Source organism: Paracoccus versutus (genome assembly GCF_029909795.1).
Classification (GTDB): domain Bacteria; phylum Pseudomonadota; class Alphaproteobacteria; order Rhodobacterales; family Rhodobacteraceae; genus Paracoccus; species Paracoccus versutus.
The window spans coordinates 1,108,034-1,133,905 of record NZ_CP038196.1 but is presented as its reverse complement, the minus strand read 5'-3'; the positions used below and the strand labels follow the sequence as shown (position 1 = coordinate 1,133,905).

Here is a 25,872-nt window from a genome sequence, read left to right as displayed (position 1 = left end):
GGATCAGCCCTGACGCAAGGCGCGGCGTTGCCGTGCCGTGCGCGACGCGTCGAACTCCGCAGCTTGCGCATCCAGTTCGAACCGATGCCAGTCCGGCGAAACGAAGACGTTGCGGTCCCAGGCGCACATCTCCTGCATGCCCCAGGCTTCGGCGAAATGCTGGCGCCCAAGGACAGTATCACCCTCGAAAAGCGCCCGTTCGATGGCATTGATCGTGGTTTCCACCGCCCGGCCGAACCGGTGCCGGCTGCCATGGATCAAGCGACTGACAACCGACCCCGAGCCATCGAAGGTCAGCCCCGCCGCTGCGCAGTAGTCGCAGATCACCTCGGTCAGGCCACCATTGTCTGCCCCGATCTGCAGATCACCCGGAATGATCTTGGTGAACCGGCGATTGACCTGGGGGTCATAGCCGGCAATCTCGATCAGGCGTTCGGTGCCGCTCAGGATGACCACCACGGAATTCGGACCTTTCATCAGGCCCTTGATCATCTTGAGCATATCATCGATTTCCCGGGTCGATCGGGACAGGAACAAATCCTGCGCCTCATCGAGCCAGATCGTTGTTGCACCGGTCGCCGCGATCCGGTTCTTCACCAGATCGAGCAGTTCCCAGGCGCTGGTGCGGGACGATACCCTGGTCAGGCCCATTTCCCGCAACAGGGCACGCAGGATGCTGCGCAGGGTCGCGGGGCTTTCGACCTGCACCTGGAGGACACGGGGTGCCCCGGTGTCAGGATGGGTGCCCAAGGCCGGGAATTCCTGCAAGACATTGCGGATGGCGGTGGTCTTCCCGCCGCCCGCCGGCTCAATGAGGATGATACCGCGGCTTTCCAGTCCCGCCGTGAAGCGGACAGGTTCGGCGGTGATCTGCCCGGTCTGGTCGACGTGCAGAAGGCGGCAAAGTTGGGCCTGAACCTCCCGGTCGCGTTCGGTGACGACATGGCGCGCGCGAAGCTGCGCCATGACGGGGGCAATGGCGATATAACGGGTCTGGGTATCGGTGTTCATCATCGTCATCCTTTTGCCTTGCCATCGAATTTCGGGCCGCGATCGGGCTTGGGAAGCGCGGCCGCTTCGCTTCCGACGTCCTTCATGGGCGCACGAGGCTGAATGGTCCGTCCATAGTTGTCAGCGGGCTGATGGGTGCGCGGGGTATCGGGCCGCACCTCGAAGCTCATCATCACCTCCTCGCGCGCGAGGACGCGTTCTTTCGACCAGTCCTGATTGATGACCTGGTATTCCAGCTGCTGGCGGTGTCAACGGCGGAGTAAAACCCGGCCACGCGGCGGCGCAAAAGTCTGCCAGTTAGCGGCACAAGCACGGAACGTCGGGAGGGCGTAGCCCGACCAGAGTTCCGTGCTTGTGCCGTTGGTATTTTTTGAAAGGGGTCAGCCGGCCTTTCGGGCGCGGCTTTGGGCGAGACGATAGCTCTGGCCATTCATTTCGAGAATGCTGACGTGGTGGGTCAGCCTGTCGAGAAGCGCGCCGGTGAGGCGTTCGGAGCCGAATGTCTCGGTCCATTCGTCAAAAGGCAGATTGCTGGTGATCAGGGTCGATCCGCGCTCGTAGCGTTGCGAGATCAGTTCGAACAGCAGCTCGGCGCCGGTCTTCGACAGCGGCACGAAGCCGAGTTCATCGATGATGAGCAGCTTGTATCCTGCCATCTGCTTCTGGAAGCGCAGCAGGCGGCGCTCGTCGCGGGCCTCCATCATCTCGCTGACCAGGGCCGCGGCGGTGGTGAAGCCGACGGACAGGCCCTTCTGGCAGGCGGCCAGACCAAGGCCGAGCGAGATGTGCGTCTTGCCCGTGCCACTGGGGCCGAGAGCAATAATGTTCTCGCGCCGCTCGATCCATTCGCACCGGGCCAGTTCCAGCACCTGCATCTTGTTGAGCTTCGGGATGGCCGTGAAGTCGAAGCTGTCCAGGCTTTTGACGGCCGGGAACCTGGCGGCCTTGATGCGCCGCTCGACCATCCGCCGTTCCCGGTCGATCAGTTCCAGTTCGACGAGCCGGGCGAGATATCGGACATGGTCCACGCCTTCCGCCGCACATTGCCGGGCCAGTTTCTGGTGTTCTCGCAGGAAGGTCGGCAGTTTCAGCGCCTTGAGGTGATGGGCAAGCAGGATTTCCGGGGCGTCGCTCATGCCACGCCCTCCGCATTGACAGACAGCAGCCGCATGTAGGAGCGGGCCTCGGTCTTCTCGACCGTTGCCCTGGGCAGGTAGGGATAGCAGTCCAGATCCAGCCGGGGTGGCCGGCGCTCCACCCGGCACAACAAGAGATGCTTCACCGCATCGAAGCCGATCGCCCCCATCTGCAGCGCCTGCCTCACGGCCGCATGCAGATCGGCCAGATCGAAGGTTTCCAGAAGCCGCAGGACCTGGACATATTCGCGTCGGCCGTGCCGGTTCATCCGTGCCTCCATCAGCCGGCGCAGGGTGGCGAACTCCTCTGGCAGGTCCCAGTCCTGCAATGGTGCCGCCTGATCCAACGCATTGATCTTCTGCTCGATCAGCGGAAGGTAATGGAGCGGGTCGAAGACGATCTCGTCGCGATCCCAGCACCGGGGATGGCGGGCGATCACTTCGCCCCGGCAGCCGATCACCACCTCATGGATATAGCCCCGGATCCAGACATCCTGATGGCCGTAGGCGACGGGCACCGAGTAATCGTTGGTCTTGTAGCGCACCAGCGATTGCGACGACACGCGGCCGGTCGCCTGATCGCAGGCATCAAAGGGCGCCGCCGGGAGCGGGCGCATCGCGGCGAGATCGCGCTGCAGTCGCTCGCCGATCGTTTCGCTCTCGCCGCGAAGGACATCGTGCTGACGCCGCTTGCAGCGCTCCTCCAGCCAGAGGTTGAATTCTTCCCAACTGGCGAACTCAGGCATCGGCACCATGAAGTTGCGGCGGCAATAGCCCACCAGGCCTTCGACATTGCCTTTGTCGTTCCCCTTGCCAGGGCGGCCATAGCGATCCCGGATCAGGTAATGCGACAGAAACCCGCTGAACAGCGCCGCCCGCTTGCGGGTGCCATCCGGCAGGATCTTCGCCACCAGGCAGCGGTCATTGTCGTAGACGATCGACTGCGGAACCGCCCCAAAAAAGGCAAAGGCATGGACATGACCGTCCACCCAGGCCTCGGCAACCGCCGCCGGATAGGCACGGACGTAGCAGGCGTCGCTATGCGGCAAGTCCAGCACGAAGAAATGCGCCTTCTGTTCGACACCTCCGATCCGAACCATTGCCTCGCCGAAGTCGGCCTGCGCGTGTCCTGGGGGATGCGCCAGCGGCACGAACACCTCCTGGCCCCGCCGCTCACGTTCCCGGATATAATCCTTGATGATCGTGTAGCCGCCGGTGAAACCGCATTCTTCGCGCAGACGGTCAAACACACGCTTCGCCGTATGCCGCTGCTTGCGCGGCATGGTCCGGTCCGCCTCCAGCCAACCCTCGATGATCGGGATGAACGGATCGAGCTTCGGGCGCCTGACCTCGGCCGTCCGCCGGTAGCCCGGAGGAACCGAGAACGTCATCATCTTTGCGACCGTGTCGCGCGATATGTTGAATGTCGTCGCCGCCTGACGCTGGCTCATACCAGCAGCACAGGCCTGACGAACCTTGAGATAGAGTTCCACGCTGTAGATCCTCCCATCCTCCCTGCAGCCGCAGAAAGGGAAAAGGTGGACGACTTTTACGCCGCCCGCAGCAGCACCATGCCGCCGCTAACGTGGACTAATTTCGCACCGCCATTCTCAGGAGGCTTCGCGAAGGCAGAAAACACGAGCAATACTGCCCTTGTTCGAGGCGTTGCCCGATTTTGATACGAGCCGAGAGGACTTGTTCGACGATGTCCCTGACTTTCGGCGCCGGATCAAGGCCGAGTTCCTCTCCATAGCGCCCACGCAGATGCTTCGGGAAACAACACTCGCACCGGATGCTTTCCTAAATAAGGCTGGTTATCCAATCCGCAAGACGCAGGATGCGGCAACAGTCGCGTGGAATCTCGCGACAGGTCTGTATTACAAGTCACAACCGAAGCCACCTTGGCGACTGTCCGAAATACGGCCGGGCGTCTGCTATATCGGCATGGTTTACAAAAACCTTCCGAACAATCGGGATAATCATGTCTGTTGTGCTGCCCAGATGTTCCTGACGGAAGGTGATGGGGTGGTGTTCCGTGGCGCAAATGGTCCATGGAAGACCGATGAATATGAGTATCACCTTAGTCCAGAGGCTGCCGAGGCTCTCCTCACCACTGTAATAGAGACTTATACAGAGATGCACGGCGCCCCGCCTAAGGAACTTTTCATCCATGGGCAGGCTTCTTTCAATGATGCGGAATGGGACGCGTTCTGCCGTGCAGCACCATTAGAGACGAATGTCATAGGCGTTCGGATCAATTCAACCAGTGGGGATGTGAAGCTCTTCCGAAATGGTGACTATCCGGTAATTCGTGGCACAGCGCTGCTTTTGAATGATCGAAACGCCTACCTCTGGACCAGCGGATATGTTCCTCAGATCGACACCTACATTGGGCCTGAAACGCCTAACCCACTTTTGATCACAATTCTTCGCTGGAAGAAATCTCGACCTGAAATTATTTCCGTTCTGAATGACATTATGGGGTTGACGAAAATCAACTATAATTCTTGCAATTTCAACGATGGGTTGCCGGTTACCGTTCGCTTTGCCAAGATGGTGGGCGATATTCTCGTGATGGGTTCTGCAAAAGAAGGAGGGCCGCAGCCCTTCAAATTCTACCTTTGAAGATCCTAAGATCACCCACAAGTCATCTGGGCCAAGGTAACTTAATTCGACGTGAGCAATATCTTTGGCAACGTTCGCCTATAACCGCAATGTGTGCTGGTATGTATTCGACCTATGACGGCGCAATACCGGCCCAACAAGAGTGTCAGCACGATGCGGATAATCCTGAAGCACAGCCATCCCTGTCCTGGGTGTCGTGCGACATTGCCGGATGGCCTGCCAGACACTGAAACCGATGTCATCGTAAGCTTCGCGGACGGGATCGAGGTGCCGGGCCGCCTATGGCCATCGACCGATGACCGCCGCTTGGAGATCGCGAGCCATCGCACCGCAGCGGGAGCCCTGATCGCGCGCAAGGCTTGGTTGCTGCGGCAGGACGATTTCGGCTGGAAGATCAAGGCCCGCTTGTCGGACCCGTCGTGACCGGCACTCAGCGATTTGCCCCGCTCCGATACCTGAGCGCGTCGACGATGACCCTGAATGCTGGCAAGTTTTGTCGACGTGTGGGGTAGTAAAGGAAATAGCCGTCGAACATGGGCGACCAGTCGTCCAGCACCTGCATCAGCCTGCCATCCGCGACCTGCACGGTCACGATATCCTCGGGCACATAGGCGATGCCGTAGCCGCTGACCGCTGCGTCGATCATGGCATAGGAATTGTTGAAGGTCAGTTGCCCGTCCACGCGGACCCGCAACTCCTGCCCGTCCTTCGCGAATTCCCAGGCATAAAGGCCGCCGGCGGTTTCGTGCCGCATGTTGATGCAGATGTGGCGGATCAGGTCGCGCGGGTGCTGCGGGGTGCCATGTTCGGCCAGGTAGCCGGGCGAGGCCACCGCGACCAGCCGCCAGTCGGGACCGATGCGCACGGCGATCATGTCCTTCTCGACGCTCTCGCCCAGGCGGACGCCGGCATCGAAGCCTTCCTCGACGATATTGCGGAAGCTGCTGTCGAGGATCAGTTCGACGCTGATATCCGGGTAGTCACGCAGCACCGGCTTCAGCATCGGCCAGACCACGCTTTCCAGCGCATGATCCGAGAGCGTCAGGCGGACCCGGCCCGAGGGCTTGTCGCGTAGCGTGGCCAGCGCGGCGATTTCTTCCTCGATCTCGGCCAGGCGCGGGGTGATGGTGTGCAGCAGGCGTTCACCCGCGGGCGTGGTGGTGACGTTGCGGGTGGTGCGGGTCAGCAGGCGGATGCCCATGCGGGTCTCCAACTGCTTGATCGCATGGCTCAGCGTCGATTGCGCGACACCGATCCGGGCTGCGGCCTTGGTGAAGTTGCGCTCCTCGGCCACGATGCGGAACCAGGTGAGCTGGTTGAGGTCGGTCTTTTCCATCAATGTAGATTAATCGACCTGTTCGATAGGTTCAATCAAAATGACCCGGGTAATCAGCAAGGTGCGGACCAGCTATATCCGGCGCGAACCCGACAATCAGGAGCATCGGATGGTTTCCACCGTGGAACAGACCGGCAGCCGGCCCGCCGCCTGGGGCGCGGTGCTGTCGATGGCGCTTTGCGTGGCGATGCTGATCGCCTCGGAATTCATGCCTGTCAGCCTGTTGACCCCGATGGCCGAGGGGCTGGGCGCGACCGAGGGCCAGACCGGGCAGGCGATCTCGATCAGCGGGCTGTTCGCAGTGCTGGCCAGCCTGCTCATCACCACCGCCGCCGGGACGCTGAACCGCAAAGGGGTCCTGGTGATCCTGACGGCGTTCATGCTGATGTCGCTGGTGCTGGTCGCGGCGGCGCCGAACTTTACCGTCCTGATGATCGGGCGGGCGGCTCTGGGCATCTGCATCGGCGGCTTCTGGGCGCTGGCCACGGCGGTGATCATGCGGCTGGTGCCGGCGCAGGATGTGCCGAAGGCGCTGGCGCTGATGTATGGCGGGCAGGCCGTCGCCGCCGCCTTCGCCGCACCGATCGGCAGCTATCTGGGCGGCTTCTTCGGCTGGAGGGCGGTGTTCTGGGCGCTGACGCCCATCGTCACGGTCAACCTGATTTGGCATGTGGTGGTCCTGCCTTCGATGCCCGCCGCGCAGAAGCAGGATTTCCGGGCGCTGTTCGACCTGCTGAAGCGGCCGTATTTCCAGCGCGGGCTGATCGCCTGCATGCTGTCCTGGGGGTCTGCCTTCAGCATGTTCACCTATCTGCGTCCCTTCCTCGAGCAGGTGACCGGCGTCGATGTGACGATACTTTCGGCGCTGCTGCTTCTGCTCGGCTGCGCCGGTTTCATCGGCACCTGGGCGGCGGGGCGCTTCATCAAGGGCAATGCCGCGCCGTTCCTGAAGCTGCCGGCGCTGGTGATGGGCGGCGCCACGGTCGGGCTTCTGGCCCTAGGCCATTCCGTGATCGCCACGGGCCTTTTCATGGCGATTTGGGGGGCGATGAACACGATGTTCTCGGTGATCTGGATGACGTGGATGTCGCAGAACGCCGATGACGCGCCCGAAGCCGGCGGCAGCCTGATGGTCGCGGCAATCCAGGCGTCGATCCTGCTGGGCGCGGTGGTGGGCGGGCTGCTGCTGGATGGTATCTCCATTCAGGCCACCTTTGTCGGCAGCGTGGTGCTGGCCATTGCCGCACTCGCCCTGATCCGGGATGGCAGGCAGATGCTGAAAGGATCCTGATATGACGATCTCCCGCCGCAACCTGCTGGCCGCCGCGGCCGCCGGCCTCGCCTGTCCCGCTCTTCTTCGCGCTCAGGGGAAAGCCGCCATGCGCCTGCGCTGCCGCTTTGCCGATCAGGATTTCACCTACCGGCTGCTGGACAACCCGACCGTCCGCGATCTGGTCTCGCTGCTGCCGCTGGATCTCACCATCGAGGACTTCTCGACCAACGAAAAGCTCGCCCATCTGCCGCGCCGGCTGGATGAGGGCGGGCTGGCTGACTTCACCAATGAGGCACCGGGCGATCTGTGCTATTTCCGGGGCTGGGGCAATCTCGCCTTCTTCCACGGCCCCTATCGCTATCGTGGCGACCTGATCCGCCTTGGCCATATCGAGGGCGGCGTGGCCCCCTTGCTGGTGCGGGGCGAACATCCGCTGCGTGTCGAACCCCTTGCATGAATCGCAGCCCCGCCAGCAAATGAAGCCCACAAAGGAGACCCGACATGACCATTCTCGCCTATGGCGCCCCCGCCGCCGACCAGCCGGTCTCGCGCATGGAGATCACCCGCCGCGCGCCCGGTCCGCATGACGTGCAGATCGAGATCCTCTATTGCGGCATCTGCCATTCCGACCTGCACCAGGTGCGCAGCGAATGGGCCGGCACGCTTTACCCCTGCGTGCCGGGGCACGAGATCGTCGGCCGCGTCGCCGCGGTCGGCAGCCATGTGACGGCGCATAAGCCCGGCGATCTGGTCGGCGTCGGCTGCATCGTCGACAGCTGCCAGACCTGCCCCGATTGCGACGAGGGGCTGGAGAATTACTGCGACGGCATGGTCGGCACCTATAACGGCGCGACCCCGGATGCCCCCGGCCACACCCTGGGCGGCTACTCGCAGCAGGTCGTGGTGCATGAGCGCTACGTGCTGAAGATCACCCATCCCGAGGATCAGCTTGCCGCCGTGGCGCCGCTGCTCTGCGCCGGCATCACCACCTATTCGCCGCTGCGCCATTGGGGCGCCGGGCCGGGCAAGAAGGTCGGCGTGGTCGGCATCGGCGGTCTCGGCCATATGGGGGTGAAGCTGGCCCATGCCATGGGGGCACATGTCGTCGCCTTCACCACTTCGGACGCCAAGCGCGCCGATGCGCTGGCGCTCGGCGCCGATGAGGTGGTGGTCTCGCGCAACCCTGACGAGATGGCGGCGCAGGCGAAAAGCTTCGACTTCATCCTGAACACCGTCGCCGCGCCGCATGACCTGGACGCTTTCCTGGCGCTGCTGAAGCGCGATGGCACCATGACGCTGGTCGGGGCGCCGGCCACGCCGCATCCCTCGCCCGCCGTGTTCAACCTGATCATGAAGCGCCGCAGCCTGGCCGGTTCGATGATCGGCGGCATCCCGGAAACCCAGGAGATGCTGGATTTCTGCGCCGCCCACGGCATCGTGGCCGATATCGAGATGATCCGCGCCGACCAGATCGAGGGCGCGTATGAGCGGATGCTGAAGGGCGATGTGAAATACCGCTTCGTCATGGACATCGCCACGATGGCCGCCTGAAAGGAGCCGCAGATGAAGATCACCCGTTCCGGGCAAACGCCCTCGACCACCGGGCCGGCTGACTGGTTCACCGGCACCGTCCGCATCGACCCGCTGTTTACAGCCGAGGCGCCCGGCCGCGCCGCTGGGCCTTCGAGCCGGGCGCGCGCACGGCATGGCACACCCATCCGGCCGGCCAGACCCTGATCGTGACCTTCGGCCGCGGCCGCGTCCAGCGCGAGGGCGGCCCGGTCGAGGAGATCCGCCAGGGCGACGTGGTCTGGTTCCCGGCCGGGGAAAAGCACTGGCACGGCGCCGCGCCCGACACCGCCATGAGCCATATCGCCATCCAGGAAGTGATCGACGGTTCGGCCGTCACATGGATGGAGAAGGTCTCGGATCAGGATTACGCGAGCTAACAAGCCCCAGATCGAGAAGCCGGCGCTCGAGAGCATCGACGAAAAGCTCGGCTCGTGGAAATAAGGCATGCCCGCGGGGCTGGCGATCTAGTGGTAACCGGCCGGTTGTTACCGCGGTGACCAGCGAGAGATGTCATACCGGTTTAAGCCGCCGCATTGCGACCTCTTGCCCTCACTGTTAGGGTCCTTCGATCACCTTGACGAATGACGGCGTGCCATGACCCAAGTGACCTGCGCGACCCCGAAGCAGGATATTTTCCTGAGCCTGGCGGAGCTTGCGCAGGCGGTCGGGCATGTGAACCGGCTGGAACTGCTGGAGCATCTGGCGCAGGGACCGCGCTCGGTCGAAGAGTTGAGCACACGCTCGGGCATGGCCTTCGCGAACACCTCGCGCCATCTGCAGATCCTGCGGCGGGCGGGAATTCTCAAGACCGAACGGCAGGGCAAGAAGGTGGTCTATAGCCTGACCGGCCCGGTCGAGGTCGTTCTGCTGATCAAGGCCCTCGGGCAGCTCGGCGAGGTCCATGTCGCGGCGGTGGGGCAGAGCCTGGGCACCTATTATCGGGTGCATGACGACAAGCCGCCGCTCTCGCGCGATGAACTGGCCGATCTGATCGCGGAAGACGCCGTCTTCGTCGTCGATGTGCGGGCCGAAGACGAGTTCGAACTGGGCCATATTCCGGACGCGATCAACATCCCGATGCTGGATCTGCATCAGAACCTCGACAGGTTGCCTCGCGATCGTCGGATCGCCGTTTATTGCCGCGGCCCTTATTGCGTCCAGGCCTACGAGGCCGCTGGATTTCTGCGCTCGCAGGGTTTCGACGCCCGGAGGCTGGAGGACGGATTTCCGGAATGGCGGGCGCTCGGCTTTCCGGTTGAGGCTGTCGGCCCCGCCGGGAGGGAGGGATCATGAAGGCGATCCAGGACCATTACCCGCCGGAATTCGCGCATTGCTATGGCTGCGGCCCGGCGAACCCGCATGGATTGCACCTGAAGAGCTATCTCGATGACGATGGCACCGTGGCCAGGATCACCCCCGATCCGATGTTCAGCGGTGGCGTGCCGGGCAACCTCTACGGCGGCATGATCGCCTCGCTGCTGGATTGCCACGGCACCGCCTCGGCCGCAGGTTTTGCGTATCGGACACGCGGGCGGGCGATGGGAGACGGCGGCGAGCCGATCCGCTTCGTCACCGCCTCGCTCAAGGTCGATTACCGCCGGCCGACCCCGATCGGTGTGGAACTGGTGATCCGGGGGCGGCTCGTCTCGCTGGAGGGACGCAAGGCGATCGTCGCCCTGACGCTGCACGCCGGCGATGATCTGTGCGCCGAAGGCGAAATGATTGCGGTCGAGTTTCGCAAGCCCGCGTGATCGCCTGGCCCATCACGCAGCCCGTCAGCAGGCCAGATCGACCGCTTCTGCCACCGGCTCGCCGATCCGCGCCATATCGTAGGGCGTGGACTGATACATCTCGTTGAGCCAGTTGCCGAAGAATAGATGCGCGTGGCTCCGCCAGGTATTCTCGGGGGGACGGGCGGGATCATCGCCGGGAAAGTAGCCGACGGGAAGCTGGCCGCCGCCGTCACGGGCATATTCCTCGGCCAGCGTGGTGGTGTCGTATTCGAGGTGGTTGAACATATAGAGCGACCTGCGCCGGGGATCGTGCAGAAGACAAAGGCCGCTCTCGAGACTCTCGGCCAGAACCTGGATCCCGCGCCCGGCCGGCAGGTCGTCGCGCCGCACCTCGGTCCAGCGGGAAACCGGCACACGGAAGCCGTCGGAAAAGCCGCGAAGGAAGGGCGAGGCCGGAGCGGTGTTGGCGTGCCGGATCAGGCCGAACGCCTTGCGCGGCAGCGGGCGCTTGGAAACCCCATGGTGGTGGTAAAGCGCGGCCTGAGCGGCCCAGCAGATCGCCAGCGTGGCGTGAACATTGGTCTGGGTCCAGGCAAAGACATCGCGCATCTCGCGCCAGTAGCGAACTTCCTCGTAGTCCATCTGTTCGACCGGGGCGCCGGTGACGATGAAGCCGTCGAACTTCTCGGCCCGCACTTCGGCCCAGGGCCGGTAGAAGGATGCCAGATGGACAGGCGAGGTGTTGCGGGCGATATGATCGGTGATCCTGACCAGAGACAGCTCGATTTGCAGCGGGGTCGCCCCAAGCAGCCGGATGAACTGCGTCTCGGTGCGGATCTTGTCGGGCATGAGGTTCAGCAGGCCGATCCTGAGCGGGCGAATATCCTGCCGCATGGCGTCGGCCTCGCGCATGACATGGACGCCTTCGGCTTCCAGAAGCCGGCCGGCGGGCAGCCCGTCGGGAACCTTGATCGGCATGGTTCACCTCCTCTCAACTCGACAGAGCGCCGAGAGAGCCGCGGCCCTCTCGGCAAAATCGGATCAGTCCAGCGCCTGCTTCAGGTCGGCGATCAGATCTTCGGCATCCTCAAGCCCGACCGACAGGCGCACCAGGCCGTCCCCGATGCCGCGCCGGGCACGTTCCTCGGGGGTCACGCCATGATGGGTGGTGGTGATCGGCTGGGTCACAAGGCTTTCGACCCCGCCGAGGCTGGCGGCGATGGTGAAGTATTTCAGCTTGTCCACCGCCGCCGCCGTGGCGGCCGCATCACCGTCATAGACGAAGCTGATCATGCCGCCGAAGCCGCTCATCTGCGTGGCCGCGACATTGTGGCCGGGGAAATCGGGCAGGCCGGGATAGTTGGCGCGCTTCACCTTGGGGTGGGCTTGCAGGAATTTCGCCACCGCCATCGCCGTCGCATTCTGATGCCGCACCCGCACGGCAAGGGTGCGCAGGCTGCGGGCCAGCAGGAAGGCCACCTCGGGAGCCATCATCTGGCCGAGGTTCTTGCGCCAGGTCCAGATCGGGGTCAGCAGTTCTCCTCGGCCGATCACCACGCCGCCGGTCAGGTCGCTGTGCCCGCCGAGGTATTTGGTGGCCGAATGGATCACCAGATCGGCGCCAAGCTCCAGCGGCGACTGGTTCACCGGCGAGGCGAAGGTGTTGTCCACCACGACCAGAGCGCCCGCCGCCTTGGCTACCTGCACCGCCTCGGCGATATTGATGATCTCCATCTGCGGGTTGGTGGGCGTCTCGAAGAACACGATCCGGGTGCGGTCGGTCATCACCTCGGCCAGCCGGTTGATCTCGGAACCGAGCAGGAAGGTGGTGGTGATCCCCACGTCGGGCAGGTTGTCGCCCAGAAGCTCGAAGGTGCCGCCATAGACGTCGCCGATGCAGACGATATTGTCGCCGGTCTTGCAGAAAGCAAGGAAGGTCGCCGCCTCGGCCGCCATCCCCGAACTGAAGGCCAGCGCGCCCTCGCCTCCTTCCAGCAGCGCCAGCTTGCGCTCGGTCGCTTTGATCGTCGGGTTCAGGCCATAGCGGGTATAGAGGTTGCCCTCGGCCCGGCCCTCGACCACATCGAGCAGCGCCGCCGTCGAGGGGAAGCCGAAGGTCGAATGGTTGTAGAGCGGGGTATGGATACCGCCCTGCGCGTCAAGCTGTTCGCCGCCATGCACGCAAAGCGTGGAGAGGCTGGGTCTGGGATCGGCTGCCATCGGTTATCCTCCGTTGATGGAAAAAGCCGCCCCTATTCCGGCAGCGGCGCATCGAAATCGACGATCATCGGCTCGTGCCCGCAGGACAGGATGAAGCTCAGCAGCTCCTTGGGGTGCAGGCCGGTGCTTTCGGTGTTGATCAGCGGGTGAAAATTGAGCTGGTCCGTGTCCATCAGCCTGGCGTCGATTACCGGCGTCACCGCATGGGTAGCGTCGTTGATCAGCCCCAGAGGCGTCAGCGCTCCGGGCTGGACGCCAAGATATTCCTGGACCCGCTCGGCCGAGGCGAAGCCGACCTGACCCCTGCCACCAATCCGGCGATGCAGGATCTTGAGGGCGAGCGCCCGGTCCTCGTGGAAGGACAGCAGGAAATGGCGGGCCTTCTTGTCCTTGACCAGCAGGTTCTTGGTGAAGGTGCCCGCCATAGTGCCGCGCAGCGCCTTGCCTTCCTCGACCGTCCGGTGGGCCGGGTAGGGCACGGTCGGCGCCGCGATGTTGAGGTCGTGGAAGCGGTCGAACAGCCGGGCGCGGGCGGCATCATCAACTTTGTTTGCGGGAAAAGCGCCTCTCATCCTGTCCCTCGCTTGTCAGATGGTCTGTGCGGCGCGGCCGCGGGCGGCGAACCAGATCAGCGCCAGCGCGGCCAGCCCCAGCCAGGGCAGCAGCACCGCGTTCAGCGTCTGCCAGCCGAGCGCCTGCAACAGCCCGCCGGCGCTGAATGAACAGGCCAGCCCGACGACGAAGATCGTCATGTCGTTGGTGGCCTGCGCCCGGCTCTTCTCGGCGGGGGTGTAGGTCGTGGTCAGCAGGGTGGTGCCGCCGATATAGAGGAAGTTCCAGCCCACCCCCAGCATGACCAATGCCGAGGCAAAGGAGGTGAAGCCGGTGCCGGTGAAGGTCAGCACAACATGGGTGGTGAGGATCAGCACGCCCGCCAGCATGATCCGCAGCACCCCGAAGCGCGCGATCAGCGAGCCGGTGAAGAATGAGGGAAGGAACATTCCCAGCACATGCAACTGGATCACCGTAGCCGCGGTCGCGAGATCGTGGTGATGATGCTGCATGGCGATCGGCGTCGCGGTCATGGCAAGGATCATGATGCCATATCCGGTCGCCGCGCCGAACAGCGCCACCAGATAGGCAGGCTGCAGGACGATCTCGGCCCAAGGGCGGCCCTTGTGAGTGTCGACGTGATCGGCCTTCGCATCCGGCATCTTCAACCCGGTCAGCGCCCCGGCAGCGATCAGCGAGACAAGGGCGAGGATCAGGAAGGAGCCCAGATAGGCAGGCTCCATCAGCGGCCCGCCGAGACGGCCGAGCAACGGCCCCAGCAGCGCCGCAACCACGCCCCCGGCCATGACGAAAGAAATCGCCCGCGGCCGGAAGGCGTCGTCGGCCACCTCACTGGCGGCAAAGCGGTAGAATTGCGCGAAGGCCTGATAGGCCCCGACCAGAAGGGTGCCGAGCGACAGCAGATAAAGCTGCGCCGTCCAGATGCCCGCTGCCGCAATCACGCCGCCGGCGATGCCGAGGCCCGCACCGAGCAGAAACCCCGCGCGACGGCCTGCCTTCGCCATGAAATGCGAGGCCGGGAAGGTCATCAGCGCCGTGCCGAGGAACATCGCCGCGATCGGCAGGGTCGCCAGTTCCGGGCGCGGCGTGATCTGCGCGCCAGCAAGCCCGCCCACCGTCATCACCAGCACCGAAACAGTCTGGAACAAAGCCTGCGCCGAGGCAAGGATCAGCACCTGCCGGTGCATCGGGTTGGCGATCATTGACAAGGTCTCCGTGACTGGCAGGGTAAGAATCATCACTCAATTCATAGATTGATTGATTCTGCGGTTGAGACCGATTTGTCAATGACCGCCGCGAACCGGTGGATCTTCGAGAGACTTGCCAAGCCAGGGGTCCTGGACGGACAGAATGACGCAGGAGCGCATCGCATCCCTGAAGATGGTTGATCTTTACTCAATCATTAACGAGAATGATTCTGCAAATCTCCAGAGACAGCAGATGAAAGGAAGGATGCAATGGATCGGCTCGCTTCACTCTCCTCCTGGCCGGGCGCCTTGTCGGCCATGAACAGACGCAAGGTGTTGGCGATGACGGCTGCGGGCGCTGCGGCTCTGGTCGCAAGCCCCCGCGCCACATGGGCGCAGGAGAAGACCGGCACCTCCGCGCGTATCGTCATTGTCGGCGCCGGTGCAGGCGGCCTTGCCGTCGCGAACCGGCTGGCTGCGGCGTTGGATGGCGCGAAGATCACGCTGATCGACGCCCGGAAGGCGCATTACTTCCAGCCGGGCCTGCCGCTCGTCGGTGCGGGCAGGCAGCCCGTCGAATATGTCCTCTCGGCGACCACCGACCATGTGCCGGCAAGTGTCGAACTGATCGAGGCGAATGTTTCCGCCTTCGATCCTGAAAGCAAATCGCTTGAAACCGACAGCGGCCAGACGGTGCCGTATGACTACCTCGTCGTTGCTACTGGTCTTGCACAGGATGCGGGTGCCATCGAAGGCTTCGAAGCCGGCCTGATCGGCCGCGAGGGGATCGGCAGCGTCTATCTCGGCCCGGAGGCTGCGGTCGCGACATGGGGGCTCATGTCAGACTTTGCCGGGAAAGGCGGGCGGGCGGTCTTCGCGCGTCCTGCAACCGACATAAAATGCCCGGCCGCACCGTTGCGATACACGTTCTTCACCGAGGAGCATCTGCGCCAGCAGGGCACCCGCGACAAGGCCGAGATCATCTACAATTCGGGGACCGGCAGCCTGATCGGCATGCCTGCGCTTGCGGAACGGGTGGGTGCGTTCTTCGATCAGCGTGGCATCGTGGTCCATTACAACCGGGTGCTGGCATCCGTCGATCCCGGCCGTCGGATCGCGACATTCCGCACGCCGGATGGGACCGAGGAACAGGAATACGACTTCCTGCACATCGTGCCGCCGATGCGCGCGCCCGATGTGGTGAAAAACAGTGCCCTGGCTTGGCAGGAGGGCGATCTTGCCGCCGGCGGGTGGCTTGAGGTGAACGCTGGAACCTTCCGGCATGAACACTATCCCGAGGTCTTCGGGATCGGGGATATCGCCGGTGTTCCGATGGCCAAGACCGCCGGCAGCGTGATGGCGCAGGTGCCGGTCATGGTCGAGCAACTGTTGGCGCAGATTGCGGGTCGTGAGGCGACACTGGCGTTTACCCGGCCGGAATCCTCGCTGATGACCGCGACCGGGGAGCAGATCGCCAATCATTGGGAAGAGGACATCACCGGCTTCAAGGCACCTTACATGAAGCTGATCGACGGCGAAGCCTGATCATCCGGCACGGATCGGGCCTTCGGTGCCGGAAGACGGGAGGGAGGCCGGTTGCCGGCCTCCTTTTTGTTCAACCGGTATTTCAAGCGCGTGGCAGACGGTGCCGGGCAAGGGCTACCGGCCGGGCTTTTCGGCGGCTACGGCGATGAAGGCCGCGCCAAGGGTGGTTCGCCGCCCCAGGCAGGGATCGAGACGCGCCATTGCCGAGGCAGCAGCACCGAAGGGCGGATAGAAGGTGGCGCCCCGCGTGTCCCGCACGTTCAGCCCTTGCCGCCGGGCCAGATCACGCAGCCCGGCGCCGGTCCTGAAATGCGCCGCACGCCAGACCGGATTGCCCAGCCAGCCTGCGATGCGCCGTTGTGTCGCCCAAAGGTTCCAGCGCCCCAGTTCGCCGATGACCAGCCTTCCACCGGGCTTCAGCACACGGGCCATCTCACCGATGGCCTGGTCGGGATCGGGCACGAAACACAGCACCGTGACGGCGATCACCCGGTCGAATGCGGCATCCTCGAAGGGCAAGGCCGCCGCTCCACCTTTGCGAAGATGCAGCGTTACACCCGCACGATCGGCCCGGACCCTCGCGGCCTCCAGCGCCCCGCCATCCTTGTCGACCCCGCTGACCGATGCGCCGCGCCCGGCCAGTTCGATCGCGAGAGCACCATCACCGCAGCCCACATCCAGAACCCGCGCCCCCCGGACCTCGCCGATCAGATCGAGCAGCAACCGCTGCTGCAACTCGTCCGTGATCCGGCCAAGCGTGCTTGCCCGCCAGCGCGCATAGGCACTGGCGAGCGGGGCGTCCCGTGCGGGATCAGTCATGCCGGTCGGCCCAGCTTGCGAACGGTGCGGTCAATTCAGAACACCAGCACCTTGTCGGCGGCGACGGTCGTGGCCGACAATTCGTCCATCGTGCTGCGCTTCGCGCCCTCCATCATTTCCGCCTCGGTCAATCCCCTCGCATCCATGCAGGTGCCGCAAAGCAGAATTTTCCCCTTGCCGGCCAGGACGCGCTTCAGCATGCGCTCGACATTGTAATAGCCGTCAGGGGTCTTCTGGCCGGCCTTGGCGGCCAGAACCGCATCCGCCATCAGGAAGACCGTCACCTCGGCCTCTTTCTCGTTCTTCAGGACCGATCCGGCCAGCCGGAGGCCGTTATAGACGCGCTCATTCCCATAGGGCGGTTCGTTCAGGATGAAGAGCAGTTTCATGGGGACAATCCTCGACAGGGGTTGGAAAGGATGCGCTGAACGCGATCAGCGGTTCTCGCGCATGAACAAGGCAACGATGGTTCCCGACAGGAAGCTGAACACGGCAACGGTCATGATGGCGGCGCCGAAGCCGAAACGGTCGGCGATCAGCCCGGCGGCCAACGCGCCGATGGCGTAGCCGAGATCGCGCCAGAAACGATAGACGCTGAGCGAGCGTGCCCGCCAGGTCGGATGCGAGGCATCCGAGACGGCGGCGATCAGGCTGGGATAGACCATCGCCGTGCCCAGCCCCAGCAGGATGCTGGCCAGAAGCCACCATTCGAATGTCCGGGTCATGGCGGTCAGCAGCAGCCCGCCGGCCTGGACCCACATGCCGGCGACGATCAGCCCCTTGCGGCCCCAGCGGTCGCTCAGCATTCCGGTGAAAATCTGCCCCACGCCCCAGACCATCGGGTGAACGGCACGCAGAATCCCGGTGCGCTCGACGCTGAGGCCGAAGCCGGCGAAGAACAGCGGCATGATGCCCCAGCTCATGCCGTCATTGAGGTTGTTGAACAGGCCCGCCTGCGAGGCCGCGAACAGGTTGCGGTTCCTGAACGAGGTCAGCATGAATACTTCGCGGAAGCTGAGCGGCGCCTCCTCGGGCGCCACGCCCCTGGCCTCCAGCGCGACATGGTGCCGGGTGTCCCGCACCACGAGGATCGACAGGGCAAGCCCGACAATGGCGTAGAACACGCCGACATAGATCGGCACCGGCCGCAGGCCGTAGCGGCTGGCCAGATAGCCGGTGATGAAAGCCGTCGCGCCGACCGCGAAATAGCCCGCGAACTCGTTGAGGCCAACGGCAAGGCCGCGCCCTTTCGGTCCAACCAGGTCGATCTTCATGATGACGGTCATGGACCAGGCAAAACCCTGGCTGAGGCCGAGAAGGATATTGGCGGCGATCACCCAGTTCCAGCTTGGAGCGTAGATGATCATGAAGGGCACCGGCAGGCCCATCAGCCAGCCCAGCACCAGAACGCGCTTTCTTCCCCAGGTGTCCGCAAGCTGGCCGGAGACCAGGTTCGCACAGGCTTTCACCACGCCGAAGCTGATGATGAAGGACAGGATGACGGCCGAGGATTCGATATGGAACTCCTCGGCGCCGATCAGGGGAACGACGGTTCGCTCGATCCCCACCATGCCGCCGACGAAGGCGTTGACGAGCACGAGCAGCGAGAACTGCCGCCAGTTCTCCTTCAGGCCGAGGCGGATGGGGGGGCTGCCGGATGCCACGCCCGAGATCATTCCTGCACCGCCCGGCCGGAATTGGCGGCCCGCAACCTGGCCGCTTCCGGCGGCGCGGGCGGAATGTCTGCCAGCATGAAGTCGATGAACTCGGCTTCGTTTTCGATGGCGAATGCCTTGTTGTGGCGCTTCTCGAATCCGAGCGTCGAAATCGGGTTGGCGCTGAGGCTGCGGCCGCAGACCGAGCCGGCAAAGGCGCCGGGGAAAACCTGAAGGTGGTCGGGCAGCGCCTTCAGCTTCTGGATACTGCGGAACAGGTCGCACGCGCCTTCCTCGGCACTGACCGCCAGTTCAGTTCGGCCGACATCTCCGATCATGAGCGTGTGCCCGGTGACGAGGAACCAGGGCTCTTCGGCTCGCGTGCGATCCGTCACCAACAGGGTGATATGCTCGGGCGTGTGGCCAGGCGTGGCAAGGATCCTGACCACGACATTGCCCATGACGATTTCATCGCCATCGGTCGCCGCCGTGAAGGGAAAGGCCACATCCGCGCGCTCGGACAGGACGTATCTGGCCCCCGTCGCCTCCGCCAGCACGCGCGCGGCCGAAATATGATCGGCATGAAGATGGGTATCGACCACATAGTCTATCTTCATCCCCGTCGCCTCGGAAACATCGAGATAGGGCCGGATGTCACCGACCGGATCGACCACCATGCCGGTGGACTGGCCGCCGCAGCCGAGCAGATAAGAGATACCGACGGGTTCGAGATGGAGGAATTGCCTCAGTATCATTTTGTTGCCCTTCGTTGACTAAACTGCTACGATTCATTCAATCGTTCTGCTGAATGAAGCATCAACGGAGGGATCGTTGTCAACCCCTGGACCTAAACAGGCCATTTTCGAGAGTCTTGCCGAGGTGGCGCAGGCGCTTGGGCATTCGAACCGGCTGGAACTGCTGGAATATCTGGCGCAGGGTCAACGCTCGGTCGAAGAGTTGAGCACACTTTCCGGCATGACCTTTGCCAACACGTCCCGTCACCTGCAAATCCTGCGGCGGGCGCGATTGGTCGAGACTGAACGACGCGGCAAGCATGTGCTCTACAGTCTTGCCGGCGATGCCGAGGTGGTCACGCTGATCAGCGCGCTCAGCCGGGTGGGGGAACGCAATCTTGCCGAAGTCAATCGCGTGCTGGACGACTATTTCCATGCGCGGGATTCGATGGAGGCGGTGACGCGCGAGGATCTGGCCGAGCGACTTGAAGCCGGTCTGGTCACAGTGCTTGACGTTCGCCCCGAGGAGGAATTCGCCCAAGGCCATCTGCCAGGTGCGCGCAATATCCCATATGCGGAACTGGACCAACGGCTTAGCGAATTGCCCGAGGACACGGAAATCGTGGCCTATTGCCGGGGGCCGTATTGTGTATTCGCAGTCGAAGCCGTCGCCGCGCTGCGCGCCAGAGGCTTCAAGGCCGTTCGGCTAGAGGACGGTTTTCCCGAGTGGAAGGCGGCAGGGTTCGCCGTCGAGGCGCAGGCAGCAGCCTGCTAAGAAAAGATTTGATGTGACTACATCGCTGCAGCAGTTGACAGACCCAATCTGGGAATGAGCCGTATATAGATCAGTTCGCTTACCAATTCGACCGTGGTTTGTGTGACGATGATGGCTGGTAGCAACGGCATCGCTCCAAGAACGGCAAAGGCCAGCGGCAATACGAACAAGGGATTGCGTGTTCCGGCGCTGAAGACGATGGCGCGACCGCCAGGAACATAGATTCTGGCGACCCTTCCGATATTCCAGCCAAGGATAGGAGCGATAACCGCATAGGCAACGTAAACTGGAATCGCCATCAAGGCGCCCTGCAAAGCGAGGCCGACGGCAGCCCGTCGGCTCCCGCAGTGACCAGCATGCGGATGATACGCAGACGAGCGGGCTGATATGTGCCGGTAGCGGCGCCATGGGCGCGGTTGCGCAACAGTTCGACCCGACCACGGGGAATATGGTTTACGGCCCTCCAGCTCCGGGGCGGGCGCCCGATATCGGCGCCTGGCAGGTAGACCCGAGCACCGATCAGCGCCGGAACCAGTCTTCATTTCGAATGTGGCATTGGAGCGATCACTTCGGCAGCCTGGGCTTCGGAGTGATCCTGGCCGATGTCTCGTCGCGGGCGCTGCATTACTGGTCCGCCGACGAGGTGACCTATCGCCTCTATCCCTTATCCCTGTTCGGGCCCGATCAGCGACGAACTGACCAAGCGCGGCAAGACCGAGGTGGTTCGCAAGGCGAAGAACCCGCCATGGACGCCGACGCCGGACATGCGCAGGAAGGATCCGAACCTGCCCTTGCGCGTCGAGGGCGGCGATCCCGACAATCCCCTGGGCGCTTACGGCCTCTATCTCGCCTGGCCCGCCTATCTGGTTCACGGCACCCATGACACCCGCAAGATCGGGCGCATGTCGTCCAACGGCTGCTACGGCCTCTATAACGAGCATGTCACCAAGCTTTACGGGCTGGCCGAGATCGGCACGCAGGTTGCCGTGTTTTAAGGACCTCGCCGCAGGTTCGTCCTGCGGCGGATTGTGGAGCCCGGAGGATCGCGGATGATCACTTCCGTTCATACATCGATTGGCAAGGAGCCGCGGCTATTCGGCTCCCGCCGCGCCATGATCGTCATGCAGGCAAAGCCCGTGGTTGGCCAGGACCCCGATGACGCGGCAGTCCGAGATGCTGCCATGGGCGCATTGGACGATCATGCGCTCAAGCTCAGCTTGCAGGGCCTGCAGCCGCTCGATGCGGGCATTGACCGCCGCAAGCTGGCGCGTGGCGATCTCGTCGGCGGCAGCGCAGGGGATGTCGGGGCGGTCGGACAGGCTCAGCAATTCGCGGATCGCTTCCAGCGGGAAGCCCAACTCGCGCGCATGGCGGATGAACCCCAGCCGTTCCTGTGTCTTCGGCCCGTAAAGGCGCTGGTTGCCGGCGCTGCGCTCGGCTTCGGGCAGAAGGCCGATCTGCTCGTAATAGCGGATGGTCGGCACCTTCACCCCGGTCGCTGCGCCGAGTTTTCCGATGGAGAGCATGAGAAACCCCTTGAAGCTCTAGTTGCTAGAGAGATTAGGTTTCCGAATCATCGAGGACAAGGGCCTGCGGACCGTGCGGGCAGGAGATGAGCGATGTGTGACGAACAGGCCGAACGGTTCGAATGGACGGTGACGGGCATGGATTGCGCCGCCTGCACCCGCAAGATCTCGGCGGCGGTCGAGCGGATGCCGGGGGTGGGCGAGGTCTCGGTCGGGCTGATGGCCGAGAAGCTGTCGCTGACCCTGCAACCGGGCGGGACCAGCCGCGAGCAGATCGAGGATGCTGTGCGCAAGCTGGGCTTCGGCATCGCGCCACGCGGGCAGGAGGCGCCCCGCAAGAAAGCCTTCGTGCTGCCGGATGCCAAGCCAGGGGCAGCGGCGGGGCAGGCAGCCGTCCCGGCAGCGCAAGGCCACGACCATGCCGGCCATGACGACCCCGCCGAGCGCGACAAAAGCTGGTATCGCACCGCCAAGGGCCGTCTGGTGATCCTGACCGGCGTGCTGCTGGCGGCGGCCTGGGCCTTCGAGCTGCTGACCACGGCCGAATGGGGCACTTGGGCCTTCGTCCTGGCCTGCCTGATCGGCGTCGCCCCGGTGTCGAAGCGCGCCTTTGAGGCGTTGCGCATGGGCCAGCCCTTCACCATCGAGAGTCTGATGACCATCGCCGCCGTGGGCGCGCTGTTCATCGGCGCGGCCGAGGAGGCGGCTCTGGTGGTTTTCCTCTTCGCTGTGGGCGAGGTGCTGGAGGGCGTCGCCGCAGGCAAGGCGCGCGACGGCATCCGGGCGCTGGCGAACCTCGTGCCGAAAACGGCGCTGCTGGAGGTGAACGGCAAGACGCGGGAGGTTCCCGCCAACAGCCTGGAGATCGGCCAGGTCGTGCTGGTCCGTCCCGGCGACCGCATCCCCGCCGATGGCGCGATCGCCGAGGGCACGAGCGGCATCGACGACAGCCCGGTGACCGGCGAGAGCGTGCCGGTGACCAAGGGACCGGGGGACGGGGTTTTCGCCGGCTCGATCAATACCGAGGCGGCGCTGCGCGTGCGCGTCATGCGCGAGCCTGCGGACAACACCATCGCCCGCATCATCCGCCTGGTCGAGGAGGCCGAGGAAGCCCGCGCCCCCACCGAGCGCTTCATCGACCGCTTCAGCCGCTGGTACATGCCCGCCGTGGTGGCGGTCTCGGCGCTGGTGGTGCTGGTGCCGCCGCTGGCATTCGGCGCGGACTGGGGGAGCTGGATCTATCGCGGCCTGGCGCTGCTGCTGATCGGCTGCCCCTGCGCGCTGGTGATCTCGGTCCCGGCCTCGATCGCCTCCTCGCTCTCGGCCGGGGCGAAGCGCGGGCTGTTGATGAAGGGCGGCGCGGTGATCGAGGCCGCGGCCAAGGTCAACCAAGTCGCCTTCGACAAGACCGGCACGCTGACCCATGGCCGGCCGGTGGTCACCGACCTGGTGCCGGCCGCCGGCGTGGACGAGGCCGGGCTGCTGGCGGTGGCGGGCGGGGTCGAGGCCGGCTCCAGCCATCCGCTGGCGCAGGCCATCCTGGCGCGTGCCGCCGAGGCGGGCGTGGCCCCGCTGCCCGCGCGCGAGGCGCGGGCGCTGGTGGGCCGGGGGGTCGAGGCGGTCGTCGCGGACGAGCCCGCATGGGTCTCCTCGCCCCGCCATGCCGCCGAGCAGGGCGGAATCGAAGCCGATGCGATCCGCCGCGCCACCGCGCTGGAAAGCGAGGGCAAGACCGTGGTCGCGGTCTTTCGCGCGCGCCGCCCCCTGGGGTTGATCGCCATGCGCGACGAGCCGCGCGCCGATGCCGCCGAGGCGATGGCCCAGCTTCGCGCGCTGGATGTCGGCGCGGTCATGCTGACCGGCGACAACCCGCGCACCGCCGAGGCCATCGCGGGCGCCCTTGGCATGGACCATCGCGCCGGGATGCTGCCCGAAGGCAAGCTGGCCGCGATCCGCGAGATGGCCGCGCAGGGGGGCGTGATGATGATCGGCGACGGCATCAACGACGCCCCGGCGCTGAAGCAGGCGAGCGTCGGGGTGGCGATGGGCTCGGGCACCGACGTGGCGCTGGAGACGGCGGATGCGGCGATCCTGCGCGACCGGGTGGCGGACGTTCCGGCGCTGATCCGGCTGGCACGGGCGACGATGGGCAATATCCGTCAGAACGTTGCGATCGCGCTGGGGCTGAAGGCGGTGTTCCTGGTGACCTCGGTCCTCGGCATCACCGGGCTGTGGATCGCGATCCTGGCCGATACCGGCGCCACCGTGCTGGTGACGCTGAATGCCCTGCGCCTGCTGCGCTTCCGGCCGGAGCAAGCATAATGAGCCTCCTCGCCCTGGCCGCATAGCTGATCCTGATCGCCTGTCTGGCGATCATTTCGGGCATCGGGATGCGGGGTTTCTCGGCCTTGTCAAAGTTACCCATGACGCTCAGGCTCGATATATCGCCCGAATGCCGCGACAACTGCCGCGTCATCTTTCCCGAACCGTTGCGCCGGGGCACAGCCGAAATCGATGTGGGCGCGGGTCAGCCAATAGCAGAGCCTCAGGTTGCTGATATGAACCGGCCTGAGCTTCAGGATGTCACGGACGACAGCAAAGACAAGGCAGTTCGCCAAGTCTAACTGAAACCGCGGGAACATGGTCCTGCCGTTGTGAACCAGTGCAATGATGGCATCATCGCGGACCATGGCCTGCATGATTCCTTCCGGATCATCCGTTTCGATGCGCAAGAGCGCGCAGGCCTGCGCCGCATCGATCAGGTTGAGGCTGGCCAGGAGGCGCTCCTCGGCGCCGGGTTTGGCGGTGAAATGTTCCGGTGGCATTCTATTTCCCCCTGGGAACGGCCCGGTTCCGCATCTCATCGAAGGCAAGCCCGGCCGGCAGCGTGACCTCGCTGACGGAAAGATAGCCGCCGATGCATTCCGGGCAGACATGCCGGCCCTCCGGCAGCCATTTGCGCATGGCCGTTCCCAGGGTGACGATCGTCTCACCCGTCGCGGCCACGACGATCCGCCCGTTACGCACCACGGCCTGCCCGGAAACCAGCGCCGGATCGAGGATCCGGCCACAGCCCGCGCAAAGCACCGTGGGCCAGGCGCGACCGGGTTCGACCTGGTCCCAAAGAGGATTGACGGGGAGCTTGGCTGCCCGGCGCTCGATTTCGGGCAGCGTGACCGGCCGGAAATTCCAGACATCAACACCCACGTTCACGGAATTGCGGCTGCCCCGCCAATTCTGATGCACATGGCCGAAGAGTTGCAGCCCCTGATGCCGCGCGCCGGGCCAGGTGATCATGGGATAGTGACAGAGAAACAGCCGGCGCTTGTCCACGACAATATCCGCCGTTTCCGCCACGCTATTCCACGGCAGATCGCAGATCCAGTCTTCATCATGATTGCCCCGGATCAGATGCTTGCGGCCCGGCAGGGCATGATAAATCGTGCGCACCTCACGCCGCTGCCTATCGCTGGCTCTGCCCGCAGTGAAATCTCCCAGAATCCACAGGTCATCATCGGGCCCGACCCGTGCCCGGCACTCGGCCAGCAGGTGGGAATTCATCGCGGCCACATCCGTGAAGGGGCGGTCGCAGAAGCGGATGATGTTGCCGTGCGAATAATGCGGATCGGCGGTGAACCAGTGCATGTCAGCCCTCCCGTCCGGAGGCGGCACGATCCGCCGCGTCGATCCCGCGCACCCGCGCGATATATGTGGCCAGAAGCTTCTGAAGCAGCTCCGGGTCGTTGATATTGGCGAATCCCGGCAGGGCGAACTGGAAGAAACCCGCAAGCTTCGCCTTTCCGTTCATGGAATCAGCCAGTTCCGCCTCGAGGGCGTCGATGGACCGGCCGAGCCGATACCAGCGCGATGCGGTGCGGGCCCAACCGGCCTCGGGATCGATCGCGATCAGCTGGGAGGTATGGATGCTTGCATTGCCGAGGAGCGGGTGATCGGTCACCTCGCCCCACAGCATCACATGCCCGCCGGGCGAAATCGCCGCTTTCCAGTCGGACAGGACCGGGGCGGTTGCGATATCTTCTTCGGTCGGCCCGGCCTCGGCGGCGGTAATGGCGCGCAGCACCTTGTCGAACCATTCACGGTCGCTGGGTGAGAGCTTCATGATGATGTCTCCGTTTCGATGGCATGAGGAGG

26 protein-coding genes and 4 pseudogenes are annotated in these 25,872 nt (G+C 64.3%); 12 read left to right on the top strand and 18 right to left on the bottom strand.

From position 1 onward, the window contains the following. Positions 1-3: 3 nt before the first annotated feature. The 4 genes from E3U25_RS05555 to istA all read right to left on the bottom strand — a co-directional run bounded on the left by E3U25_RS05555 (position 4) and on the right by istA (position 3,640). Complete coding sequence (locus E3U25_RS05555) at positions 4-1,011, bottom strand: ATP-binding protein (RefSeq protein WP_244294932.1); 1,008 nt, start codon at positions 1,009-1,011, stop codon at positions 4-6. A gap of 5 nt (positions 1,012-1,016) precedes the next feature. After that, positions 1,017-1,181 carry a hypothetical protein gene (locus tag E3U25_RS05550; protein WP_244294933.1) on the bottom strand — a complete coding sequence of 55 codons (165 nt, stop codon included), beginning with the start codon at positions 1,179-1,181 and terminating at the stop codon, positions 1,017-1,019. A gap of 210 nt (positions 1,182-1,391) precedes the next feature. Beyond that, positions 1,392-2,147, bottom strand: a complete 756-nt coding sequence (gene istB, locus E3U25_RS05545; protein WP_116220987.1) for an IS21-like element ISPve1 family helper ATPase IstB — start codon at positions 2,145-2,147, stop codon at positions 1,392-1,394. After that, positions 2,144-3,640, bottom strand: coding sequence for an IS21-like element ISPve1 family transposase (gene istA / locus E3U25_RS05540; RefSeq protein ID WP_116220988.1), 1,497 nt, complete (start codon positions 3,638-3,640; stop codon positions 2,144-2,146). The genes istB and istA overlap by 4 nt, the downstream gene beginning before the upstream one ends. Positions 3,641-3,767: 127 nt before the next feature. On the opposite strand from istA, the pseudogene E3U25_RS05535 reads away from it, so the two are divergent. Both E3U25_RS05535 and E3U25_RS05530 read left to right on the top strand, forming a co-directional pair. Next, positions 3,768-4,772 (top strand): annotated as a pseudogene (locus tag E3U25_RS05535) (argonaute/piwi family protein); the annotation flags it as partial. Positions 4,773-4,886: 114 nt separating this feature from the next. Then, positions 4,887-5,195 (top strand): hypothetical protein, encoded by a 309-nt coding sequence (locus E3U25_RS05530; protein ID WP_147304471.1) that lies wholly within the window; start codon positions 4,887-4,889, stop codon positions 5,193-5,195. A gap of 7 nt (positions 5,196-5,202) precedes the next feature. On the opposite strand, the gene E3U25_RS05525 is transcribed toward E3U25_RS05530, so the two are convergent. Further along, positions 5,203-6,108, bottom strand: coding sequence for a LysR family transcriptional regulator (locus E3U25_RS05525; protein WP_116220989.1), 906 nt, complete (start codon positions 6,106-6,108; stop codon positions 5,203-5,205). 109 nt (positions 6,109-6,217) lie between these two features. On the opposite strand from E3U25_RS05525, the gene E3U25_RS05520 reads away from it, so the two are divergent. The 6 genes and pseudogenes from E3U25_RS05520 to E3U25_RS05495 all read left to right on the top strand — a co-directional run bounded on the left by E3U25_RS05520 (position 6,218) and on the right by E3U25_RS05495 (position 10,704). Further along, positions 6,218-7,399, top strand: coding sequence for an MFS transporter (locus E3U25_RS05520; RefSeq protein WP_116221691.1), 1,182 nt, complete (start codon positions 6,218-6,220; stop codon positions 7,397-7,399). A gap of 1 nt (position 7,400) precedes the next feature. Then, the gene (locus tag E3U25_RS05515; RefSeq protein WP_244294935.1) at positions 7,401-7,838 is read left to right on the top strand and encodes a cyclophilin-like fold protein; all 438 of its coding nucleotides are present in this window, start codon (positions 7,401-7,403) and stop codon (positions 7,836-7,838) included. 44 nt (positions 7,839-7,882) lie between these two features. After that, positions 7,883-8,932 (top strand): NAD(P)-dependent alcohol dehydrogenase, encoded by a 1,050-nt coding sequence (locus tag E3U25_RS05510; RefSeq protein WP_116220990.1) that lies wholly within the window; start codon positions 7,883-7,885, stop codon positions 8,930-8,932. Positions 8,933-8,944: 12 nt separating this feature from the next. After that, positions 8,945-9,330: pseudogene (locus E3U25_RS05505) on the top strand ((R)-mandelonitrile lyase). Between the two features lie 226 nt (positions 9,331-9,556). Then, a complete protein-coding gene (locus E3U25_RS05500) occupies positions 9,557-10,246 on the top strand; it encodes an ArsR/SmtB family transcription factor (protein ID WP_166435495.1) in 690 nt (229 codons plus the stop codon). Continuing rightward, the gene (locus E3U25_RS05495; RefSeq protein WP_116220992.1) at positions 10,243-10,704 is read left to right on the top strand and encodes a PaaI family thioesterase; all 462 of its coding nucleotides are present in this window, start codon (positions 10,243-10,245) and stop codon (positions 10,702-10,704) included. The genes E3U25_RS05500 and E3U25_RS05495 overlap by 4 nt, the downstream gene beginning before the upstream one ends. 24 nt (positions 10,705-10,728) lie before the next feature. Here E3U25_RS05495 and E3U25_RS05490 read toward each other — a convergent pair whose 3' ends face one another. From E3U25_RS05490 to E3U25_RS05475, 4 genes are all read right to left on the bottom strand, one after another. Beyond that, positions 10,729-11,664 (bottom strand): homoserine O-succinyltransferase, encoded by a 936-nt coding sequence (locus tag E3U25_RS05490; protein ID WP_116220993.1) that lies wholly within the window; start codon positions 11,662-11,664, stop codon positions 10,729-10,731. A gap of 63 nt (positions 11,665-11,727) precedes the next feature. Next, positions 11,728-12,906 (bottom strand): trans-sulfuration enzyme family protein, encoded by a 1,179-nt coding sequence (locus E3U25_RS05485; protein ID WP_116220994.1) that lies wholly within the window; start codon positions 12,904-12,906, stop codon positions 11,728-11,730. A gap of 32 nt (positions 12,907-12,938) precedes the next feature. Next, positions 12,939-13,478 carry a prolyl-tRNA synthetase associated domain-containing protein gene (locus E3U25_RS05480; RefSeq protein WP_116220995.1) on the bottom strand — a complete coding sequence of 180 codons (540 nt, stop codon included), beginning with the start codon at positions 13,476-13,478 and terminating at the stop codon, positions 12,939-12,941. Between the two features lie 15 nt (positions 13,479-13,493). Beyond that, positions 13,494-14,681 carry an MFS transporter gene (locus E3U25_RS05475; RefSeq protein ID WP_116220996.1) on the bottom strand — a complete coding sequence of 396 codons (1,188 nt, stop codon included), beginning with the start codon at positions 14,679-14,681 and terminating at the stop codon, positions 13,494-13,496. Between the two features lie 255 nt (positions 14,682-14,936). Between E3U25_RS05475 and E3U25_RS05470 the strand changes: the two genes are divergently transcribed. Beyond that, the gene (locus tag E3U25_RS05470) at positions 14,937-16,211 is read left to right on the top strand and encodes an NAD(P)/FAD-dependent oxidoreductase (protein ID WP_116220997.1); all 1,275 of its coding nucleotides are present in this window, start codon (positions 14,937-14,939) and stop codon (positions 16,209-16,211) included. Positions 16,212-16,325: 114 nt separating this feature from the next. Here E3U25_RS05470 and E3U25_RS05465 read toward each other — a convergent pair whose 3' ends face one another. The 4 genes from E3U25_RS05465 to E3U25_RS05450 are packed head-to-tail and all read right to left on the bottom strand — an operon-like array spanning position 16,326 to position 19,440. Next, entirely contained in the window at positions 16,326-17,030 is a 705-nt protein-coding gene (locus E3U25_RS05465; RefSeq protein WP_116220998.1) for a class I SAM-dependent methyltransferase, read from the bottom strand. A 35-nt stretch (positions 17,031-17,065) separates the two neighbouring features. Then, the gene (locus E3U25_RS05460; protein ID WP_116220999.1) at positions 17,066-17,419 is read right to left on the bottom strand and encodes a DsrE/DsrF/TusD sulfur relay family protein; all 354 of its coding nucleotides are present in this window, start codon (positions 17,417-17,419) and stop codon (positions 17,066-17,068) included. 45 nt (positions 17,420-17,464) lie between these two features. After that, the gene (locus tag E3U25_RS05455) at positions 17,465-18,694 is read right to left on the bottom strand and encodes an MFS transporter (RefSeq protein ID WP_208861519.1); all 1,230 of its coding nucleotides are present in this window, start codon (positions 18,692-18,694) and stop codon (positions 17,465-17,467) included. Between the two features lie 8 nt (positions 18,695-18,702). Next, positions 18,703-19,440, bottom strand: a complete 738-nt coding sequence (locus E3U25_RS05450; protein ID WP_116221001.1) for an MBL fold metallo-hydrolase — start codon at positions 19,438-19,440, stop codon at positions 18,703-18,705. 76 nt (positions 19,441-19,516) lie between these two features. On the opposite strand from E3U25_RS05450, the gene E3U25_RS05445 reads away from it, so the two are divergent. Next, positions 19,517-20,194 (top strand): ArsR/SmtB family transcription factor, encoded by a 678-nt coding sequence (locus E3U25_RS05445; protein ID WP_116221002.1) that lies wholly within the window; start codon positions 19,517-19,519, stop codon positions 20,192-20,194. A 17-nt stretch (positions 20,195-20,211) separates the two neighbouring features. Here E3U25_RS05445 and E3U25_RS05440 read toward each other — a convergent pair. Beyond that, positions 20,212-20,499 (bottom strand): annotated as a pseudogene (locus tag E3U25_RS05440) (hypothetical protein); the annotation flags it as partial. Positions 20,500-20,642: 143 nt separating this feature from the next. Between E3U25_RS05440 and E3U25_RS05435 the strand changes: the two are divergent. Continuing rightward, a pseudogene (locus E3U25_RS05435) lies at positions 20,643-21,189 on the top strand (L,D-transpeptidase). Positions 21,190-21,285: 96 nt separating this feature from the next. On the opposite strand, the gene E3U25_RS05430 reads toward E3U25_RS05435, so the two are convergent. Then, positions 21,286-21,720: a MerR family transcriptional regulator gene (locus E3U25_RS05430; protein WP_116221003.1), complete on the bottom strand. Its 435-nt coding sequence runs from the start codon at positions 21,718-21,720 to the stop codon at positions 21,286-21,288. Positions 21,721-21,813: 93 nt separating this feature from the next. On the opposite strand from E3U25_RS05430, the gene E3U25_RS05425 reads away from it, so the two are divergent. Further along, on the top strand, positions 21,814-24,042 hold the full coding sequence (locus E3U25_RS05425; protein ID WP_116221004.1) for a heavy metal translocating P-type ATPase: 2,229 nt from the start codon (positions 21,814-21,816) through the stop codon (positions 24,040-24,042). A gap of 95 nt (positions 24,043-24,137) precedes the next feature. On the opposite strand, the gene E3U25_RS05420 is transcribed toward E3U25_RS05425, so the two are convergent. From E3U25_RS05420 to E3U25_RS05410, 3 genes are read right to left on the bottom strand one after another with little or no spacing between them, the layout of a single operon-like run. Then, positions 24,138-24,545 (bottom strand): hypothetical protein, encoded by a 408-nt coding sequence (locus E3U25_RS05420; protein WP_116221005.1) that lies wholly within the window; start codon positions 24,543-24,545, stop codon positions 24,138-24,140. Between the two features lies 1 nt (position 24,546). Next, positions 24,547-25,365, bottom strand: a complete 819-nt coding sequence (locus tag E3U25_RS05415; RefSeq protein WP_116221006.1) for a metallophosphoesterase — start codon at positions 25,363-25,365, stop codon at positions 24,547-24,549. 1 nt (position 25,366) lies between these two features. Next, positions 25,367-25,840 (bottom strand): DUF6634 family protein, encoded by a 474-nt coding sequence (locus E3U25_RS05410; protein WP_116221007.1) that lies wholly within the window; start codon positions 25,838-25,840, stop codon positions 25,367-25,369. Positions 25,841-25,872 lie beyond the last annotated feature (32 nt).